Here is a 19,242-nt window from a genome sequence, read left to right on the forward strand (position 1 = left end):
TTTTGTGCAATAAAATGGCTAAGAAATTTACTTCGTTTGCGCAGTTTTATCCTTACTATCTGCAACAGCACCAGCACCCACTCTGCCGAGCATGTCACTACCTTGGTAATTCATGCGTCTTAGTTAACTTATTTCTTGGTTTGTATTTTAAATCTGCCGAGATGCTGCTCATGCTACCCATTTTCGGCTATGGCTTTGCTTGGCTTGGACATTTCCTTTTCGAACGCAACCACCCAGCTACATTTTCACACCCTTATTATTCCTTTCTGGCAGATTGGGTAATGTACTTTAGTTGGCTAAGTAAACGCCGTTAACGCATCCAAACTTTGAATTCAGCAAGGCCATTGCTTTGTAACATTCCAATTTGTGCGTCAACATTGCTGCTTTGTTCAAACTCGAAGGCGTCTAATTGCTCATCAAAAGTAATCGTCGCAGCGCCGTCTCCACCTCGTTGCTTTACCTGGTGCAATGCAATATCAGCTAAATTGACTGATGCTTCCCAACCGATGACCTGACCACCAAGTAATGGTAAAGGATAAAACGACCACCCCATTGATACTGTCATTGTCGTCGGCTTTCCATTGGGCAGCTTAAAGTCAAAATTAGCGACCGCTTTACATAGCTCACTCACATACTGCTCAACTTCGTCTCGCTTAAAGTCACGAAGTAATAATAAAAATTCATCGCCGCTCCATCTAGCAACGTAGTCAGAACCTTGAGTGCGCGCGTTGAGTAAGGCAGCCATTTGTTGCAAGCAACTATCACCACCGATCGGGCCATATGCATCGTTAATTTTGCTGAATTTATCGATGTTCAGAATAATTAATACCAAACTCTTATTTTGCTGCTGCAACGATTGCGCATTACGCTGGTAATGCTCAACGTCTTTGGGCAATTGATCAAATAAGAAGCGCCGGCTGCGCAGCCCAGTCAACTCATCAGTATGACTAACTAGCTTAAGTTGAGTATTCACCTGATTTAACTTGTCATTGGCTTTTCTAAGCTCTGTGGTACGTTCTGCAACGAGATCTTCAAGTGCTTGCTGTTTACGTCGCTCCTGCGCACGAATAACCCAAAAAATAAGATAAAACAAAAATACAAAGCCACAGGTGATCAACAACCTGAAGTACATAGTTTCGTCAAAACGCCGTGGAATAAACACCGTCACATTCTTTTGTGTTGCATCCGTCCAATCTTCCCCTCGCCTTTTGGCTTGAAGCTCGAACATATATTCCCCAGGGCTTAAATTGGTATAAATTGCATCTTGACGGTGTTGAGTTTCACGCCAATCAACACTTTCATCCTTGCGATTAGTCAATAAGCGGTACCTAAACTCGACACTCTGAGGCGCATAGAAGTCAATCACAGTAAACTGTACTGTCAAATCTCTTTCCGATGTTTCAAGGCGAATATTACTGCCTATTTTCTCTACTGCAATGCGACGGTTAGGCGTAAACATTGCTTCGATTTTAAGCGCCAATTCTTCGCTGCCAAATAGCTGCATATCTTTAGGGATCTTTACCACCCCTTGCGAACTCGGATACCAAATAGCTTGCTCGGTTTCCATCACCGCATCATGCCCAAAACCCGAGCAACAACGACTTGCTTTGCCATCCAGTTGCCTATCAAATTGACTGATCACCTGATCAACTTTTAAGTTGTTAATAGGCCCTGAGAATTGCTGCACAGGCATACGATAAACACCTTTCTTGGTACTGACCCAAACTTGTTTGAGCAGCTTATCAAAATGCAATGAAGCAATTGATCCATAAGGCACACCATTTGATGCATCTAGTTGATACCAATTGCCATCCGGTGTTCTGTAGAACAGTCCATCACTCCAAGAGCCAACCAGTGTCGCAACATCTTGAACATGGAGAATACTTGTTATATAGGCGGTTTCCAATGACGTGCGTCCGCCTAACTTTTCAATCCCACGATTATTGTAACGATAGGCGCCTTTATTCGTGCCAATAAAACCAAACTCAGGAAAATCAACAACAAATGTAACAAACTGGCTGCCAAGAAATGCATTGTAATTAAACGGGGTAAGCTCTGAATACTCTAAACGATATAACCCGCGCCCAGTGCCAAACCACAAGCCACCTTTGTTGGATGGACTAATCGAAAAGACAGGGTTTTGACGCAACTCTCTATGCGGCAAAGTTTGTAGAGTGCCATCTTTGTAGACTAAAACCCCTCTGTCGGTGCCCATAAGCAATGCGTCATCTTGAAATTCAAGATCGTTTATCGCCGAGCGCTGCAACGTTTTCATATCAATTACGGAATGATATTGATTCGTCGAATCCAGCGTTCCTAACCCATATCGATTCGCAACCCAAATTTGTCCGCTAGGAGATTTAGCCAACGCTGTTATTCCTTGATTCGCATCACGCCCTACCGAAAAACGTTCAACTTTTCCTGCATGCGCAAACCAAAGTCCTTCATTAAGACTGGCTAACCAAATATTATTCTCTCTGTCTTTAAAGATGTCAGAGAACCACACACCTTGCTCTGACTGCACAGGGCGCACCGATTGCCACGAATTACCAACTTCTTTATACATCAAGCTGTTTGAGGTCGAGACCCAAATCCCGCCCTCACCGTCACTTAAGAACTTGTAGACCGCAGCATTGCCGATATCGTTATAGCGACGTAATACCTCATCAATATCTAAAAAGTAAGCGCCTAACTCGGTCGCCAAGAACAAACGTCCATCTATCCATGCAAGATCATGTAAAATGGTTTGCGCGAGCTGTTGCGGCAATGAAAGTCGACTCGACAACTCTAAACGAAATGAATGTGCAGTAGACGAGCTGGCTTGCTTGATTTTCAGTAGATGTCGCTCATTAACTAGCCAGATGCCATCAGCGGCGAGCGCCATCTTACTTACAGCGCCCACAATTTGGTTTACTTTGACGGCTGTTAACTTTCGAGGTTGAGCGGCTTCAGGTGTACTCGATAGGTTAAGGTTTGTGTGCGATACGTAATGCAAACCATTGGCTGCAACCCAAATACTGCCATGTCCATCTTCCAAAATATCGCGAACAGGTCCTGCAATATCCAACGACTCAACATCTAGTGTTTGAGTGTCCAATCTGTGTAAGCCACGACGCGTTCCGACCCATAGTTTACCATCGCGACCGACTAAAATTTTATGGATCGCGTTTGAACGTAAAAAGTGCGTATTTTGAGTTGTAAAATTCGTAAACTTCGTACCATCAAAGCGGCTCAGGCCATACTGAGTTGCCAGCCAAATGTATCCATGATGGTCTTGTGCAATACTTTTGATAGATTGTGAAGGTAACCCGTTTTGTAAGTTCCACTGTTTAACGACGTAGTCATTAATAGATGCCTGCGCTGGTTGCACAGTCAAAGCAGCTAAAACAAGAAATATGAAAGCTATCACTCTATCCATAGTTGACACTATTTTTGCCTAACATCAAACGGTTAAAAACCCAGTTTTAAACAAAGCTTGAATACAAATCAATGAGAAAATACCAGCAAGAATATCGTCGGCCATAATTCCGAAGCCGCCATGAAGTCGTTTATCAAGCATTTTTATCGGACCAGGCTTTACAATATCAAAAAAACGAAACAATAAGAAACCTACAATCAGAGATTTCCAACTAATTGTTGCGCCAAGCATAGTGATATAGAAACCAGCCACCTCATCCCATACTATCGCGGGATGATCATGCACTTGCACATCTTTTGCCGTCTGTCCGCATACCCATATGCCAAAAATGCTGATCACGATTGCAAACACCACTTGTAACCACAAGGGGTAATTGTAAGTTATAAAGATCAGCGGAAGTGCGCCTAAGGTACCAAATGTACCTGGCGCTACTGGTGATAAACCTAAACCAAACCCTAACCCAAAGAACTGATGTGGGCGTCTAATATCAAACTTATACTGTTTAGCCAAATTGACTCCTAGCTAAAATGTTCAAAGCCAGTTTCTGGAATTGGCCATGGTTTATTGTCATTGAGTAACTCTAATGAGCCATCATTATTTACAATTTGTCCAACGCAAACTGGTTCAACGCCGTATTGACGTAATTTATTCTCTAAAAGGTTTTTATTATCATCAGAAACGGTGTACAGCAGCTCATAATCATCGCCATAAGCAAGTGCGAGCTTTAAACGAAGCTCTTCGTCTGCCAAGCTATTGAGCGCGTCTGAAGTTGGTACCTTATCAACATGCACTACCGCACCAACCGATGATTGCGATAATATGTGAGATAGATCTGCAATCAACCCATCTGAAATATCAATCGCTGCCGTCGCCAAGCCCCTTAAAACTTGCCCAGCCGCAACACGCGGCGATGGGAAATGAAACCGCTCATTCGCGCTTTTTAGGTGCTCTGGCGCAATTAACCAGCTCTGCTTTCTAGCTTCAATCGCTAAACCTGAATCACCTAAAGGGCCCGTTACATAGATCCAATCACCATTCTTTGCACCTGAACGCGTCAGTGCTTTACCAGTAGGTATAATACCTTTTGCGCACACTGTAATGGTTAATGGACCTTGTGTCGTGTCACCACCAATAATCTGCACATTGTAGTATTCAGCAATTTCATGCATTCCCTCAGTGAACTCTTCAAGCCACTCAGGGTTTATTTTAGGTAAAGTCAGACCAACTGAAACCCAAGCCGGTTCAGCCCCCATTGCCGACAAATCACTTAAATTTACAGCTAAAATACGATGGCCTAGTGCTCTTGGGGGAATATCTGAAAAAAAATGTACCCCTTCAACAAGGGTGTCTGTTGTTACAGCTAATTGACAGTTTTCAGGGACGTTGACAATAGCACAATCATCCCCGATGCCAAGCGCTACATCACGACGCGAAATACCACGTCCAGTAAAATAGCGATTGATAAGTTCAAATTCCTTCATACACAAAAAAGCCGGCCAATGCCGGCTCTCCAAGTTATTAGCCTTACTTGCGAATGTCTTTGACAGCTTTATCTAATACGCCGTTTACAAACTTATGGCTATCTTCAGCACCGAACATTTTTGCCAGCTCAATGCCTTCGTTGATCGCAACTTTATAAGGTACGTCTTCTCTGAACTTAAGTTCATAAGCACTGACTCTTAATACCGCACGTTCAACTTCATCTAAATCGTCAAATGGACGAGATAAATGTGGCTTCACAATTTCGTCTAATTGCTTTTGGTTTACGGCAACGCCGCGCGCCAAGTCTTTAAAGTACTCAACGTCTACCTTTGATACATCATTTTCGATCAACATTTGTTGCTCGATATCTGCAATCGGGTTGCCACTTAACTGCCACGAATATACGGCTTGTAAAGCCAATACACGTGCTTTACGTCTTGCTGCTGGTTTCACAGAGGATCCTCTTAAATTTGCTCTAGTACGTTCACCATTTCTAATGCACCAAGAGCTGCTTCACCGCCCTTGTTACCCATTTTGGTGCCCGCACGTTCGATGGCTTGCTCAATGCTTTCAGTGGTCAGTACGCCAAATGCGACTGGGATATCATAATCTAATGAAACGCTTGCTAAGCCTTTGTTTGACTCATTTGCAACTAGATCAAAATGTGGTGTACCACCACGGATGATCACACCCAGAGCAATGATAGCGTCAAACTCTTTTTTCATTGCAATGCGTTTTGCAGCTAAAGGTAACTCAACAGCACCAGGTACATAAACCACAGTGATGTCCTCATCTTTAACACCGCCCGTACGCTTTAACTCGTCTACTGCACCTTCTAAAAGTGAACTACCGATAAAATCGTTGAAACGAGAAATAACGATGGCAAATTTTTTGCCCGGTGCAAACTTGTTACCTTCAATAATGTTCATTAGATGATCCTAATCTTGTAAATACCAATGCTGAAGCATGTACCGAAATATCGGTCCTGCGATTGCCAAATTGGAGCGCATAATAGCACAGTTTTGAGTATCCCCAAACAACTTAAAACGGGCCAATTATCGGCCCGTTAAAATGTTTAGCGTGGTGGCTCAATGTAATCGACCACTTCTAAATGGAAGCCAGAAAGCGCATGGTATTTCTTCGGCATACTCATTAAACGCATTTTCTGGATACCTAAATCAGCCAAGATTTGTGAACCCACACCTACAGTGCGAGATGTCCCTTGAAACTTACGTACACTCACTTGCTCGCCTTCATCTTGGGCAGCAAATGCTTTAACCATGGCCTCTATTTCGCTACTTTGCTCTTGTTTACCTAGCACCACTAGCACACCATTGTGTTCGCTAATGTATTCCATTGCGCCATGCAAACTCCAACTTCTATCCGCACCGCGATCCGATAATAAAATATCGTTAAAGGTACTTTGTAAGTGAACGCGCACTAAAGTGGTATCACCCGGTTTAACTTCACCTTTTAGTAAGACATAGTGCAATTGATTATCAATGGTGTCTTTGTAGGTCACCAGGTCAAACTCACCAAACTCGGTGGGCAACTTACATTTGGCTACTTTTTCAATAGTTGTTTCATTCAAGTTGCGATATTCGATTAAATCTGCAATTGTGCCAATTTTAATGTCGTGCTCTTTGGCAAATACTTCCAGTTGCGGGCGACGCGCCATCGTGCCATCTGGGTTTAAAATCTCCACGATCACCGAAGCGGGCTCTAACCCAGCTAAGCGGGCTAAATCACAGCCAGCTTCCGTGTGACCTGCACGTGTTAATACACCACCCGGTTGCGCCATAATGGGAAAAATATGACCTGGCTGCACAATATCACTCGGTACAGCCCCTTTTGCGACAGCGGCTTGCACAGTGCGAGCTCTATCTGCCGCTGAAATCCCAGTTGTCACCCCTTTAGCGGCTTCAATTGACATGGTAAAGTTCGTAGAAAACTGTGCGCCGTTGTTACGCACCATTAAGGGCAAATCTAACTGCTGACAACGCTCTTGTGTCATTGTTAAACAAATCAAACCTCGGCCATAAGTCGCCATAAAGTTGATGGCATCAGCCGAGATATGCTCAGCAGCAATGATTAAATCACCTTCATTTTCACGGTCTTCATCATCCATTAGGATAACCATTTTACCGGCTTTAATGTCATCAATGATTTCTTGTGCGCTGTTTAAATTCATAATTTACCTACTAAATTAAGGTTCTGGGGTTATTTTATAAAGCCCGCTTTGGCTAACAAACTGGCTGTGAGAGTAGATTCATTAGCACTGGGTTGTGCACCTTGAACAAGCCGCTCCAAATAACGGGCAATTTGATCGACTTCTAAATTCACTTTACTGCCCACTTTAAAATCGGCAATCGTCGTTTCTTGTGCAGTATGGGGCACGATTGTTAACTTAAACTGGTCGGCTTTTACTTCGTTTACGGTCAGGCTGATACCATCAATGGCAACTGAACCTTTGTATGGAATGTATTTCATTAATTCTACTGGTGCTTGCAGCCAATACTCGGTTGCGCGTGCATTTGGCTCAATCGCTACAACGGTGGCAATTCCATCCACATGGCCCGATACCAAGTGGCCACCCAAACGAGAAATTGGTTGTAGTGCCTTTTCTAAATTGACTTTCTGCCCTTGTTTATAGTGAGCAAATTGAGTCAACTTAATGGTCTCGTTGGATAAGTCAGCGCTAAAACCATCACTGAACTTTTCAACAACGGTTAAACACACACCATTGGTGGCAATACTGTCACCCAGTTTCACATCATTCATATCAAGCGTTGAGCTACTCACTCTCACTACTAAATCGCCTTTCGCGGCTTTCAACTCGCTCAGCGTACCGGTCGCTTCAATGATTCCTGTAAACATATCGCCTCTTATTTACTTGGTTTAGCGATAATACGAATATCGTCGCCTACGTTCTCTACATTGACAAATTCAAGTTGGCTAACGTCTTCCATTGCTGTCAGTTCGGGTAAATTGAATAAACTTCGTCCAGTCGAGCCAATTATCTTTGGTGCGAGATAAAGTACATATTCATCAATTAGTGACTGTTTTGCAAAAACACCCGCAAGTGTCGCCCCCGACTCTAACCACACATGGTTGACGCCGCGCTTAGCTAATTCAACAAGTGCAGCCTGACATGAGACTTTGTTTTGTTCAGACTCTATCAATACTTGCTCAACGAAATGAGGCCATTGTTGCTTATTATCAAGACGAGTGCGAAAAATTAATATTGGAGATGGCTGTTGAAATAAAGCAAGATCTGGCGTTAAACGATTTTGAGAGTCAATAATTACACGCAAAGGTTGCCTTAAAGACATGCCGTTGGGTAACGTTATATCACACTCACCTTCACGCACGTTTAACCTGGCATCATCCATAAGCACGGTATCTGCCCCCGTTAGAATCGCACAACTTAAAGCTCGAAAGCGCTGTACATCTTTACGTGCATCGGGTCCTGTGATCCATTTACTTACGCCATTTTTTAACGCCGTTTTTCCGTCTAAGCTCGCGGCCAATTTGCAAGTTACATACGGGAGCCCCTGCTCCATACGTTTTAAAAAACCTTTATTGAGTGCTCTTGCATCTTCTTCAAGACACCCATGCGCGGTTTCAATCCCAGCGGCTTGTAACATCGCAAGGCCTTTTCCAGCCACTTGTGGATTAGGGTCTACCATAGCAGCGACAACACGTTTTACACTAGCCTTAATCAAACCTTCCGCGCAAGGAGGTGTGCGTCCGTAATGGCTGCAAGGCTCTAATGTTACATAAGCGATTGCGCCTTGTGCTTTTTCCCCTGCCGCATTGAGTGCATGCACTTCCGCATGCCCTTCACCAGCTCGTTGGTGAAACCCTTGACCAACAATATTGCCATCTTTAACAATAACACAACCCACATTCGGGTTTGGCGTCGTTGTGAATCGGCCCTTTCTCGCCAATTCTATTGCCAATGCCATATACTTTTGATCTTGCTCACTGAACATGATTAATCACCCAGCCTTGCGATTTCTTCTCCAAACTCCCGTATGTCCTCAAATGAACGATAAACAGAAGCAAAGCGTACATAAGCTACTTTATCTAATCTTTTCAGGGCATCCATGATGCATTCACCAATTAAGTGACTTGATACTTCTCGCTCACCTGTCGCGCGGATTTTTGATTCAATTTCGTGGATCACTTCATCGATTTGTTCTGTACTCACAGGGCGCTTCTCTAAAGCGCGTGCTAAGCCATTGATCAGTTTATCCTCATTGTATGGCTCACGAGAACCATCTTGCTTGATCACTCGTGGCATGACCAACTCCGCACTTTCAAATGTGGTAAATCGCTCATGGCATTCGATGCATTCTCTGCGGCGACGAACTTGATGGCCAGAGCTCACTAAACGAGAATCGATTACTTTAGTATCTTTTGCGGTACAAAAAGGACAGTGCATATTGGTTCACTTTAGAAATCATACAAAAAGGCCGCTATAAAAGCGGCCTTAATCATAACAAAAAATGGCGTTTTTGTGAGTGAAATTATGCGTAAACTGGCAATTTAGCGCAGATAGCTTTCACTTTTTCTCTTACTTGAGCCTGCACAGACTCATCTTCGATATTGTCTAGAACATCACAGATCCAACCTGCCAACTCTTTAGATTCCGCTTCTTTAAAGCCACGGCGCGTAATCGCTGGAGAACCAATGCGTAAACCTGATGTCACAAACGGTGAACGAGGGTCATTTGGTACTGAATTTTTGTTTACTGTGATGTAAGCATTACCCAATGCAGCATCAGCCGCTTTACCTGTGATGTCTTTATCAATTAGGTCAAGCAAGAATAAATGGTTGTCCGTTTTACCAGAAACGACTTTGTAACCACGTTCTTGCAATACTTCTACCATTGCTTGTGCATTCTTAACAACTTGCTGCTGGTAAGTTTTAAATTCAGGCTGTAACGCTTCTTTAAACGCAACCGCTTTAGCAGCGATAACGTGACAAAGAGGACCACCCTGACCACCAGGGAATACAGCGCTGTTTAGCTTTTTATAGATGTCTTCATCATTACAAGCTGAAATAATCAAACCACCACGAGGACCCGCAAGTGTTTTATGTGTTGTAGTTGTAACAACGTGCGCATGTGGAACCGGGCTTGGGTATACACCAGCGGCAACAAGGCCTGCAACGTGCGCCATATCTACCAGTAAATATGCACCAACTTTGTCCGCGATTTCTCTAAACTTGGCCCAATCAACAATACCTGAGTATGCTGAGAAGCCACCGATGATCATTTTTGGCTTGTGCTCAAGTGCAAGTGCTTCAACTTGGGCGTAGTCAATTTCGCCAGTTTCTTCATTCAAACCATACTGCACTGCATTATACGTTTTACCTGAGAAGTTAACGTGAGAACCATGCGTGAGGTGACCACCATGTGCTAGGCTCATACCCAGAACAGTATCATGAGGCTGTAATAGCGCTTGGAATACCGCCGCGTTTGCTTGAGAACCCGCATGCGGCTGCACGTTTGCATAGTTAGAACCAAACAACTCATTAGCACGGTCAATAGCAAGTTGCTCAACCACATCTACGTGCTCACAACCGCCATAATAGCGCTTGCCAGGATAACCTTCTGCATACTTGTTTGTAAGCTGAGAACCCTGAGCCTCTAATACGCGTGGGCTACAGTAGTTTTCAGAAGCAATCAGCTCAATGTGTTCTTCCTGACGCTGTGTTTCAAGCGCAATTGCTTTTGCCAATTCAGGATCAAAATCTGAAATATTCATGTTACGTTCTAACATGGGGTCTCCTAGGTGCACGTAAGATAATAAAAGCCGTATTGTACGCTCAAAAGCGCGCAATGCCTATGCTATTGGTATGAGCATATTTAAACAGGGATTGAAATTATTTCACAGTATTAAAATAATGATATTTTTTTATCATTAACATTTGAAATATTTATGAGTTTTAAAGAGATAAATTAACTATTTAAATGTGAGTAATATAGATGGCAGTCAGGAGACTGCCACTTAAAGCAACTAAATTAAAGTAATTTAGCAAATATTGCGGCTTTCAATTTGTCATAATCAGCAGTCATCGGTTGCGCCAAGCATTCTTTGTCTAATGCATCTTGCAATACTTGAGGCATCTCAATTTTCTGTCCAAGCACTTGCTCCACAGACTCTTTGAATTTTGCTGGATGAGCCGTCGCAAGGAAAATCCCAGTACTTTGTGTTTGCTTATCTTCTGTAAGTCCCTCATAAGCAATTGCCGTATGAGGTTCGGCAATATAACCTTTTGCAGCCACTTCACGCATGACTTCTTGCGTTCGTTGCTCAGATACTGAACTTGAATAAAAATCATGTTTATCGAATTTATTGCTATCCAACATAGATTGCACACGAGGCCAATTATTAGGTTTACTCACATCCATTGCATTGGATAATGATTCAATTGTTGCATTCGGTGCCCACTGTCCTGATTCTATATAACGCGGTACCGTATCATTCTGATTGGTCGTCGCAGACAGCTTCTCCACGGGTAAGCCTATAACGGAGGCAATCATGGCCGCACATACATTACCAAAATTACCACTTGGTACAGACACATGTACATCCGCTCTTTTCTCTTCTGGTAATTGTGCAAGGGCTTCAAAGTAATAGCATACTTGAGCTAATAAACGGCTAATGTTAATGGAATTGGCCGAGTTTAAACCTAGTTTTTGTTTTACTTCATCATCTAAAAAAGCTTGCTTCACTAACGCTTGGCAGTCATCAAAGCTCCCTTCCACTGCATAACAATGAATATTCTCACCTAAAGTAGTAAACAGTTTTTGCTGCGCTAGCGAAATTTTGCCCTCAGGATAGAGGATCACCACATCAACGTTTGGTTTTTTGTAAAAGGCATGAGCGACGGCTGCCCCAGTGTCACCACTCGTCGCCGTTAAAATTGTAACGCGCTCACCTTGATTGAAAAGGCCGATGCACTCAGCCATGAAGCGACCACCAAAGTCTTTAAACGCAAGCGTTGGACCATGAAATAACTCTAAGCAATAGTTATTTTCATCCACTTGAGCTAATTTCACTGGAAAGTTAAACGCACGCTCGACCATAGACGCTAGCGTATCTGCAGGTAACTCATCACCAATTAAGTGAGACAATATTTGTGTACTACGTTCTACAAAGGGCATGTCCAATAAAGCATCAACATTACTCATGGTTGTTAAATCTGTTGGAAAAAATACGCCTTGATTACGACCTAGGCCTGTTTTCACCGCTTCTGTAAACGATACTTTTTGAGATTCATCTTTTAAGTTAACCAATTGCATTGTTATTAAGCTCCTTGAGGAATGGCACGCGTGCCTAAATTATCGAGTTTACAGATGTGGCTAAAGCCAAGTTCATTAATGTAGTTTTGCTCAAGCCATTGCTGACATTGCTGAGCACTTTCTAGCGTTTTACAAATAGTAAATAAAGTTGGACCTGCGCCAGAGATACTGACAAGCTCAGCGCCAATTTTTGGTAAGGCTGCTTTGGCATCGCTAAACCCCGTAATTAAAGATTGGCGATGCGGCTCAGCAATATCATCTTGCATTAACAACAGCGCTTCATCAAAACGCCCACTTTGCTGTAACATACAAAAGCTTGTCAGGCGCTGAGCAAAAAGCACCGCTTCATGTGTCGCAAGTTGTGCGGGTAACACGCCTCTTGCTTTGGCCGTATTCAATGCAAACCCAGGGTAAGCCGCCACATAATACCAATCTTCATTAACCGGTAGCTTAAGCGCCTTATTCGGCACTAAGTCAGCCGTTAATTGCAGCCCACCCAAGTAACAAGGTGTGATGTTATCGTAGTGGCGCGCCCCACTCACCTTGCCTTCAAAATCAGCCATCAATTCAATCATGGCTGCTTGTGATAAATTCGTTTGTGCATATTTATCTAGTGCCACAAATGCTGCCACCACAGAGCAAGCGCTTGAGCCTAGTCCAGAGCCAATCGGTAAACGTTTTTCTAAAGTTAATAGAGCCGCAGGCATATTAGGTGCAATATGTTCTTTAAAGTGCTCTAAACATTGAAATGCCAAATTGTCTTTCGCATCTCCCGGCAACTTATCTGCATATGGGCCAACACACTTAAATGCATCTTGCTGTGCAGCTTCAATGTGCACCACATCACCGAGCAATGTGCCATCAATGGGTGCTAGCGCCGCCCCCAAAGAATCAAAGCCAACACAAAAATTTCCGACCGATGCAGGTGCGTAAACAGTGATCATCGATACAACTCCTAGCGGGATAATGTTTTAAGAATGTCTGCAAATACACCCGCAGATGTGACTTCAGCACCCGCACCATAACCACGAATAACAAATGGGCGAGGTTGATAGTACTGACTTAAAATAGCCAAGGCATTTTCACCATCACGGATATCATAAAGCGCATGCGCTTTATCCACCGCTTCGATACCTACACGGCAATGACCGTTATCAATGCTACCCACATAGCGAAGCACCTTGCCTTCATTTGCCGCACTTTGTACTTTATCGGCAAAAGCAGCATCAAGCTCTGGTAGGCGTGCCATAAACTCGTCAACCGAGCTATCCCTTGCAAACTCTTCTGGCACGACGGCTTCAACTTCAATATCACTGAGTTCAAGCTGTAAACCTGACTCGCGAGCGATGATCAACAGCTTTCTCGCCACATCCGTGCCCGATAGGTCATCCCTTGGATCAGGCTCGGTAAAACCATTGCTTTTGGCTTTTTCAGTCGCTTGTGACAAAGTTAGGCCATCTTGCAATGCACCAAACATGTATGACAATGAACCAGAAAGGATACCGTTGAAAGATAATAGTTCATCACCTGCACCAAATAGTAGCTGCAAGTTATCTAACACGGGTAAACCCGCGCCAACGTTTGTTTCATACAAAAATTTGCGCTGCTTGTTTTGTGCTGCATTCATCAGCGCTTGATAGTACTCATAGCTTCCCGTATTGGCTTTCTTATTCGCAGCAACAACATGGAAACCCGCATTGAGGAAATCACAGTACTGATCTGCCAAGTTTTGTGAAGATGAGCAATCAACCAAGACTGGATTTATCAGGTGGTTAGCTTTGACGAATAATTCTACACGCGCCAGAGAAAAACCTTCCTGCTGCGCTTCTAGCTCTGACTGCCATGTATCAAATGGTACGCCTTCATCATTAAGATAAAGCTTTCTCGAATTAGCAACACCATATAAATTTAGTTTTATGTTACGCGCTTCTAACCATGCCTGTTGCTTTTCTAATTGTTTGATCAATTCCTGACCAACAAGACCGCAACCTAACAAGAACACGTCGATAGATGGAATATGCGTGAAAAAGTTCTCATGGCACACTTTGACTGCATCATTACACAAAGCACCATCAACAACAGCCGAAATAGCACTTTCTGTTGAATCTTGCGCAATCGCGACAATATTCACTTGCGCTTGTGCCAGTGATGCAAAGAACTTAGCAGCCAACCCTTTATGTGCTTTCATGTTGTCGCCCACGAGTGTGACGATAGCTAGCTCTCTTTGCACTTGTACAGGTTCAATTAGCCCCGCCTGCGCTTCAAGTTCAAAAGCCTGCTCAAGTGCATTAAGCGCAAGCTCTAAATCAACCTCATGTACGCAGAAACTGATACTAAATTCGCATGAAGACTGTGTGATCAATACAATCGACACATTATCGTTTGCCAGCGCACTGAATACGCGGGCAGCCATGCCGACTTTCCCCTTCATACCAGGGCCGGATACTGTCAGCATCGCAAGATCTTCTAAACTAGATAGCGCCTTAACCGCTTCGTCACCACGACGCTCATTGCTGATCACAGAACCAGCAACGTCTGGATTATGGGTATTCTTAATTTCGCAAGGCACCGAGAACTTAGCACACGGTAGGATAGTCTTAGGGTGTAATACTTTCGCACCAAAATAGGAAAGTTCCATGGCTTCTTTGTAAGAAAGCCAATCCACCTTGCTTGCCTTTTTGATAAAACGAGGGTCAGCATTGTACACACCATCCACATCAGTCCAAATCTGACATACTTCAGCCCTCAAACAAGCAGCCGCAACAGCCGCTGAGTAATCAGAACCATTCCGTCCCAAAGTTGTTAATTCACCACGCGTATTACTCGCAGTAAAACCCGGCATAATGTAATACTTGTTTGGCTTCGCGTTCATTGCTGCGGCAAATTTGGGTTGACTCAGTTGCAAGTCAACTTCGGCATCCAAATAACCGCCATGGCTCACCACACACTCCGTGGCCTCTAGATAGCTTGCTTGAGAAGAGCCAAGCATAGTTTGCATTAAGGCGACACTTACTCGTTCACCAAAACTGATCACATACGCACGCACTGAGTCAGGGCAATTCTTTAACAACTGAACACCTGTCAGTTTGTCTTTTAACTCGGTTAAAGCTGGCCAGTTTTCCACATGACCGTACAAATCTTCCACTTGCTCTCGCAAACTTAGTGCTCGCTTTTCAAGGGCTTTCCATTGCTCTTCAAAGGTCTGACCTTGCTCAGCAAAATTAGCAAGTTCAACAAGTTGATCCGTCATGCCCCCGGGCGCCGACAACACAATCAAAGCTTCTTGACCCGCTTGATTTAAAATTAAATTTTGTACTTGTTTAAGGCATTCAAAATCCGCCAATGACGAACCACCAAACTTCATAACACGCATGATTAATTTTTCCTCATTCCTAAAACGAAAAAAGGCCTGTGTTCGTAGTGAACACAGGCCTTTCCTATTACGCACCGACCTATGCCACTATCCAGATTGGATGGTGGTTGTAATAATGGTCGTAGTGTTAAAATTTGTTTTCATGTTATTTAGCTTGCCCCAAAAACAGGCACCCTGTCAACAACAAAAGCAAGCATGTAATATGCAAAAATATCAAGTTAACTATTTCCCAATAAAATAATTATGCAACAAAGCGAGCATTTTCAATTTTTACGGGCTAAAAGGTTATTTAGGTGTAAATGAAGTGCTTAACGGATCCCATATTGATGTAATAGCTTGATCAACAACTCAGCTTGCACTGGCTTTTCAAAAAACGTGATTGCACCGAGTTGCTTCACCCTTAGCTTCATAGCGGGTTGAATGTCTGCGGAAATAACCACAACGAAGGTCTCGATACGCGGGTCGGCTTTTATACTTTGAAGCACCCCCACTCCATCCATTTCAGGCATAGTCAAGTCGAGGCACAGTAAATCAATAGACTGATTACGCAGAATTTCCAACGCCTCAAGTCCGTTACTGGCCTGCACTATATTTACGTCTAGCGAGCTTGTGAGGCTACGTATCACTTGTTTGCGAGCAACAACGGAGTCATCACAAACTAAAATTGAATAAGCCATTATTTTTTATATCTATTATTTGCAAAACACATCATTTATAACACAACTCGTTTGCATCAGTAATCACAATAAGAAACATTTACATCAATACAGCATTTATCGCTAAAAAGGCAAATATTTATTTATTTTTAAACCTTTATTAGCTAAGTTTATCAATAGCCATACTACAAAAACTTAAACTTGTGGAGCCAAGGTTCATTCATGCTGCAAAAAAGCCTATCAAAAAAGCTACTCACGAATGTGCTATCGGTTTACTTCCTACTCACGTTTGTCGTCACCTGTGGACAGGTCATTGCAGAATACGTCAACACCAAAGACTACATTCGCAACGAACTTACCATGCTGCAAAAAACGTTTAGCCGCAGTCTTACACGTGCAATTTGGGAGCTAAACACCAAGCAAACCGTTACAACTGCTGAAGGACTGTTAGCCATTCCCATGATTGAAGGGATTATTGTGCGCGATGATAGTGGAGAGATCATCTCCCAACTTGGCCGCTCATTGGATATTCACGAGCTCTACAGCCAACAATTAGTGCAAGAAGAAGCCATTATCGAAGATACGCCATCAGGTTTATTTGGCTACACATTCCCTCTGATATTCGAATTTTCTGGGCGCGCTACCCAAGTTGGTGATGTTACCTTGTTCTCGTCACGGGAAGTGGTATTTAGTCGTATCATGATCTCCATTTACTTCTTGATTGGAAATGCGATGATCAAAACCACATTTTTGATCATTCTGTTTTTAATTGCGTTTCGTCGGTTGCTCACGGAGCCTTTAACAGATTTAACCGATCAGATTGAGGATATAGAATTAGATGACATTGATGGTAGAAAGATTGACATAGGGACCACTGAACGCAATGAGTTAAAAGTCATGGAAGAGGCGTTTAATAAACTCATCGATAAAGTGTCTGAATATCGAAAACAACTCGATCAAACTCAAAAAGAGTTATTGATAAGTAACGAAAAACTAGACCGGCATAACTTGCAATTAGAACAAGAAGTAGCGCGTAAGACTTCCAACTTAAGCCAAGCGATGATGGACTTACAGCAGCAAAAATATGAGCTTGAAAAGCAAAAGCTTGTATTAACCGAAGAGGTTGATTTACGCAGTCAGACTGAACAAGAACTGCTTACAAAACAAAAAGAGCTAGAGCGCTATGTAGACGAGCTCAATATGGCGCAAGAGCGTCTAGTAGGTTCTGAGAAAATGGCCGCATTAGGTGGCCTTGTTGCAGGTATTACCCATGACATTAACACACCCGTTGGGATTGGCGTAACCGCAACTTCTTTCTTACAAGAGCGACTAAATAAGTTAGAAGAGGCCTACCAAAACAAAACGTTGTCTCCTAAAGCGTTGGAAGAATTTATCAATGAAGCCAAGCAAAGTACCAGTTTGTTAACCACCAACCTTGATCGTGCATCAGAGCTTGTTGCCAGCTTCAAACAAATTGCCGTAGACCAAGCAAGTGAAGCGGTAAGAAAAATAAACTTCAAAGAGTACTTATCTGAGGTGGTCCGCTCACTGCATCCAAAAATCAAGAAAACTAAACACAGTATCAATATAGAGTGCCCTGATGATCTAATCTTAAATTTGCCTGCGGGGGCCATTAGTCAGATATTTACCAATCTCATCATGAACTCACTAATACACGGTTTTGACGGCATAGATAAAGGTGAAATCGATATTCAAATTACCGATGATCACAATGACGTAAAAATAATTTATAAAGATAACGGACGCGGTGTTAGTCAAGCGCAACTAGAGAAGCTATTTGACCCATTTTTTACCACAAAGCGTGATCAAGGGGGCAGTGGCCTTGGTACTCATATCACTTTAAACTTGGTTAAACAAACCTTGAATGGTGAAATAGAAGTGAGCAGTGAAGAAGGCAAAGGACTGACTTACCACATTCAATTTCCTAAAAACATGCAAGCGCCAATGAGTATGTTTGAATAATCTACTTCGGTGCGAAAAACAAAGTTTGTGCTTCGCACTCCCCTTTCATTAAAAATTATTGTTATCATGCACTCTTATTTTTAAGCACGGATACTCAATATATGTGGTTTAGTAACCTGATCTGTTATCGATTTAAGCAAGACGTTTCATACAATCAAGAAGACTTTGAAAAAGCGTTAGAGCAAGATGTATTTAGACCTTGTGGCAGCCAAGATATGAGTACCTTTGGCTGGACCAAAGCACTTGGCAAACATGGTAATAGCTTGTCGCACTTTTCACAAAATAGCATTCTCGTCTGTGCCAAGCGTGAAGAAAAAGTACTGCCAGCGGCGGTCATTAACGACTTAGTTGCTGAAAAAGTTGAGTTAATTGAGCGTGAAGAAAATCGCCCCGTAAAGAAAAAAGAAAAAGATGAGCTAAAAGAAAACATTCTGAGCACATTACTACCGCAAGCATTTAAAAAATCTAGCTTACAATTTGCTTTTATCGATCAAGAGAATGGCTGGGTGATAGTCAATAGTGGCAGCTTCAACAAAGCAGAAGAGTTACTAGCGCTACTAAGAAAGTCGCTAGGTACTTTGCCTGTTGTGCCCGCATTTGCCAACTACGACTTAGATGTATTTTTAACTGATTGGTTAACAAAGTTTGAATCTCCAGAAGGGTTTGCGATTGGCAATGATGCAGAGCTTCAAGAACCAGATGATAATGGCGCACAAGTTAAACTTAAACAACATGACTTATCATCAGATGAAATCAAAAGCCACTTAGATAATGGCAAGCGCGTGACTAAGCTTGCGTTCGATTGGCGAGAGCGCGTGAAGTTCATTTTGCAAAATGACGGTTCTTTAAAACGCCTCAGTTACGCCGACGCGTTGAAAGAGCAAAATGCCGACATTCCAAAAGAAGACATGGCAGTTAAATTAGATGCCGACTTTATACTGGTCAGTGAAGAAATCAAAGAGCTGCTAGAAGAGTTAACACAGAGCATAGGCGATAGCTCAGATATGGAATAAAT

General features: G+C 42.9%; 17 protein-coding genes. 3 read left to right on the top strand and 14 right to left on the bottom strand.

The window, feature by feature from the left end:
• Positions 1-14: 14 nt before the first annotated feature.
• The gene (locus ACW689_RS02830) at positions 15-314 is read left to right on the top strand and encodes an Mpo1-like protein (RefSeq protein ID WP_476288385.1); all 300 of its coding nucleotides are present in this window, start codon (positions 15-17) and stop codon (positions 312-314) included.
• Here ACW689_RS02830 and ACW689_RS02835 read toward each other — a convergent pair.
• The 14 genes from ACW689_RS02835 to ACW689_RS02900 all read right to left on the bottom strand — a co-directional run bounded on the left by ACW689_RS02835 (position 311) and on the right by ACW689_RS02900 (position 16,265).
• Positions 311-3,409 (bottom strand): diguanylate cyclase domain-containing protein, encoded by a 3,099-nt coding sequence (locus tag ACW689_RS02835; RefSeq protein WP_476288599.1) that lies wholly within the window; start codon positions 3,407-3,409, stop codon positions 311-313. The genes ACW689_RS02830 and ACW689_RS02835 overlap by 4 nt on opposite strands.
• A 33-nt stretch (positions 3,410-3,442) precedes the next feature.
• On the bottom strand, positions 3,443-3,928 hold the full coding sequence (locus ACW689_RS02840; RefSeq protein WP_476288386.1) for a phosphatidylglycerophosphatase A family protein: 486 nt from the start codon (positions 3,926-3,928) through the stop codon (positions 3,443-3,445).
• Positions 3,929-3,936: 8 nt separating this feature from the next.
• Entirely contained in the window at positions 3,937-4,899 is a 963-nt protein-coding gene (thiL, locus tag ACW689_RS02845; RefSeq protein ID WP_476288387.1) for a thiamine-phosphate kinase, read from the bottom strand.
• Positions 4,900-4,942: 43 nt separating this feature from the next.
• Positions 4,943-5,353, bottom strand: a complete 411-nt coding sequence (gene nusB, locus ACW689_RS02850) for a transcription antitermination factor NusB (RefSeq protein ID WP_476288388.1) — start codon at positions 5,351-5,353, stop codon at positions 4,943-4,945.
• Positions 5,354-5,364: 11 nt separating this feature from the next.
• The gene (ribH, locus tag ACW689_RS02855; RefSeq protein ID WP_476288389.1) at positions 5,365-5,829 is read right to left on the bottom strand and encodes a 6,7-dimethyl-8-ribityllumazine synthase; all 465 of its coding nucleotides are present in this window, start codon (positions 5,827-5,829) and stop codon (positions 5,365-5,367) included.
• A gap of 146 nt (positions 5,830-5,975) precedes the next feature.
• The gene (gene ribBA / locus ACW689_RS02860; protein ID WP_476288390.1) at positions 5,976-7,091 is read right to left on the bottom strand and encodes a bifunctional 3,4-dihydroxy-2-butanone-4-phosphate synthase/GTP cyclohydrolase II; all 1,116 of its coding nucleotides are present in this window, start codon (positions 7,089-7,091) and stop codon (positions 5,976-5,978) included.
• A gap of 29 nt (positions 7,092-7,120) precedes the next feature.
• A complete protein-coding gene (locus ACW689_RS02865) occupies positions 7,121-7,777 on the bottom strand; it encodes a riboflavin synthase (protein ID WP_476288391.1) in 657 nt (218 codons plus the stop codon).
• 8 nt (positions 7,778-7,785) lie between these two features.
• A complete protein-coding gene (gene ribD, locus ACW689_RS02870) occupies positions 7,786-8,895 on the bottom strand; it encodes a bifunctional diaminohydroxyphosphoribosylaminopyrimidine deaminase/5-amino-6-(5-phosphoribosylamino)uracil reductase RibD (RefSeq protein WP_476288392.1) in 1,110 nt (369 codons plus the stop codon).
• A 2-nt stretch (positions 8,896-8,897) separates the two neighbouring features.
• Positions 8,898-9,347, bottom strand: coding sequence for a transcriptional regulator NrdR (gene nrdR / locus ACW689_RS02875; protein WP_476288393.1), 450 nt, complete (start codon positions 9,345-9,347; stop codon positions 8,898-8,900).
• Positions 9,348-9,432: 85 nt separating this feature from the next.
• A complete protein-coding gene (gene glyA, locus ACW689_RS02880; protein ID WP_476288394.1) occupies positions 9,433-10,689 on the bottom strand; it encodes a serine hydroxymethyltransferase in 1,257 nt (418 codons plus the stop codon).
• Between the two features lie 242 nt (positions 10,690-10,931).
• On the bottom strand, positions 10,932-12,215 hold the full coding sequence (gene thrC, locus ACW689_RS02885) for a threonine synthase (RefSeq protein ID WP_476288395.1): 1,284 nt from the start codon (positions 12,213-12,215) through the stop codon (positions 10,932-10,934).
• Positions 12,216-12,220: 5 nt separating this feature from the next.
• Positions 12,221-13,159, bottom strand: coding sequence for a homoserine kinase (gene thrB / locus ACW689_RS02890; RefSeq protein ID WP_476288396.1), 939 nt, complete (start codon positions 13,157-13,159; stop codon positions 12,221-12,223).
• Between the two features lie 11 nt (positions 13,160-13,170).
• A complete protein-coding gene (gene thrA, locus ACW689_RS02895; protein WP_476288397.1) occupies positions 13,171-15,588 on the bottom strand; it encodes a bifunctional aspartate kinase/homoserine dehydrogenase I in 2,418 nt (805 codons plus the stop codon).
• Positions 15,589-15,896: 308 nt separating this feature from the next.
• Positions 15,897-16,265: a response regulator gene (locus tag ACW689_RS02900; protein ID WP_476288398.1), complete on the bottom strand. Its 369-nt coding sequence runs from the start codon at positions 16,263-16,265 to the stop codon at positions 15,897-15,899.
• A gap of 201 nt (positions 16,266-16,466) precedes the next feature.
• Between ACW689_RS02900 and ACW689_RS02905 the strand changes: the two genes are divergently transcribed.
• Together ACW689_RS02905 and rdgC are read left to right on the top strand one after the other, a co-directional pair.
• Positions 16,467-18,227: a sensor histidine kinase gene (locus ACW689_RS02905; RefSeq protein WP_476288399.1), complete on the top strand. Its 1,761-nt coding sequence runs from the start codon at positions 16,467-16,469 to the stop codon at positions 18,225-18,227.
• A 101-nt stretch (positions 18,228-18,328) separates the two neighbouring features.
• The gene (gene rdgC / locus ACW689_RS02910; protein WP_476288400.1) at positions 18,329-19,240 is read left to right on the top strand and encodes a recombination-associated protein RdgC; all 912 of its coding nucleotides are present in this window, start codon (positions 18,329-18,331) and stop codon (positions 19,238-19,240) included.
• The last annotated feature ends 2 nt before the right edge of the window (positions 19,241-19,242 follow it).

Source organism: Pseudoalteromonas sp. ABE4_541, from assembly GCF_056312285.1.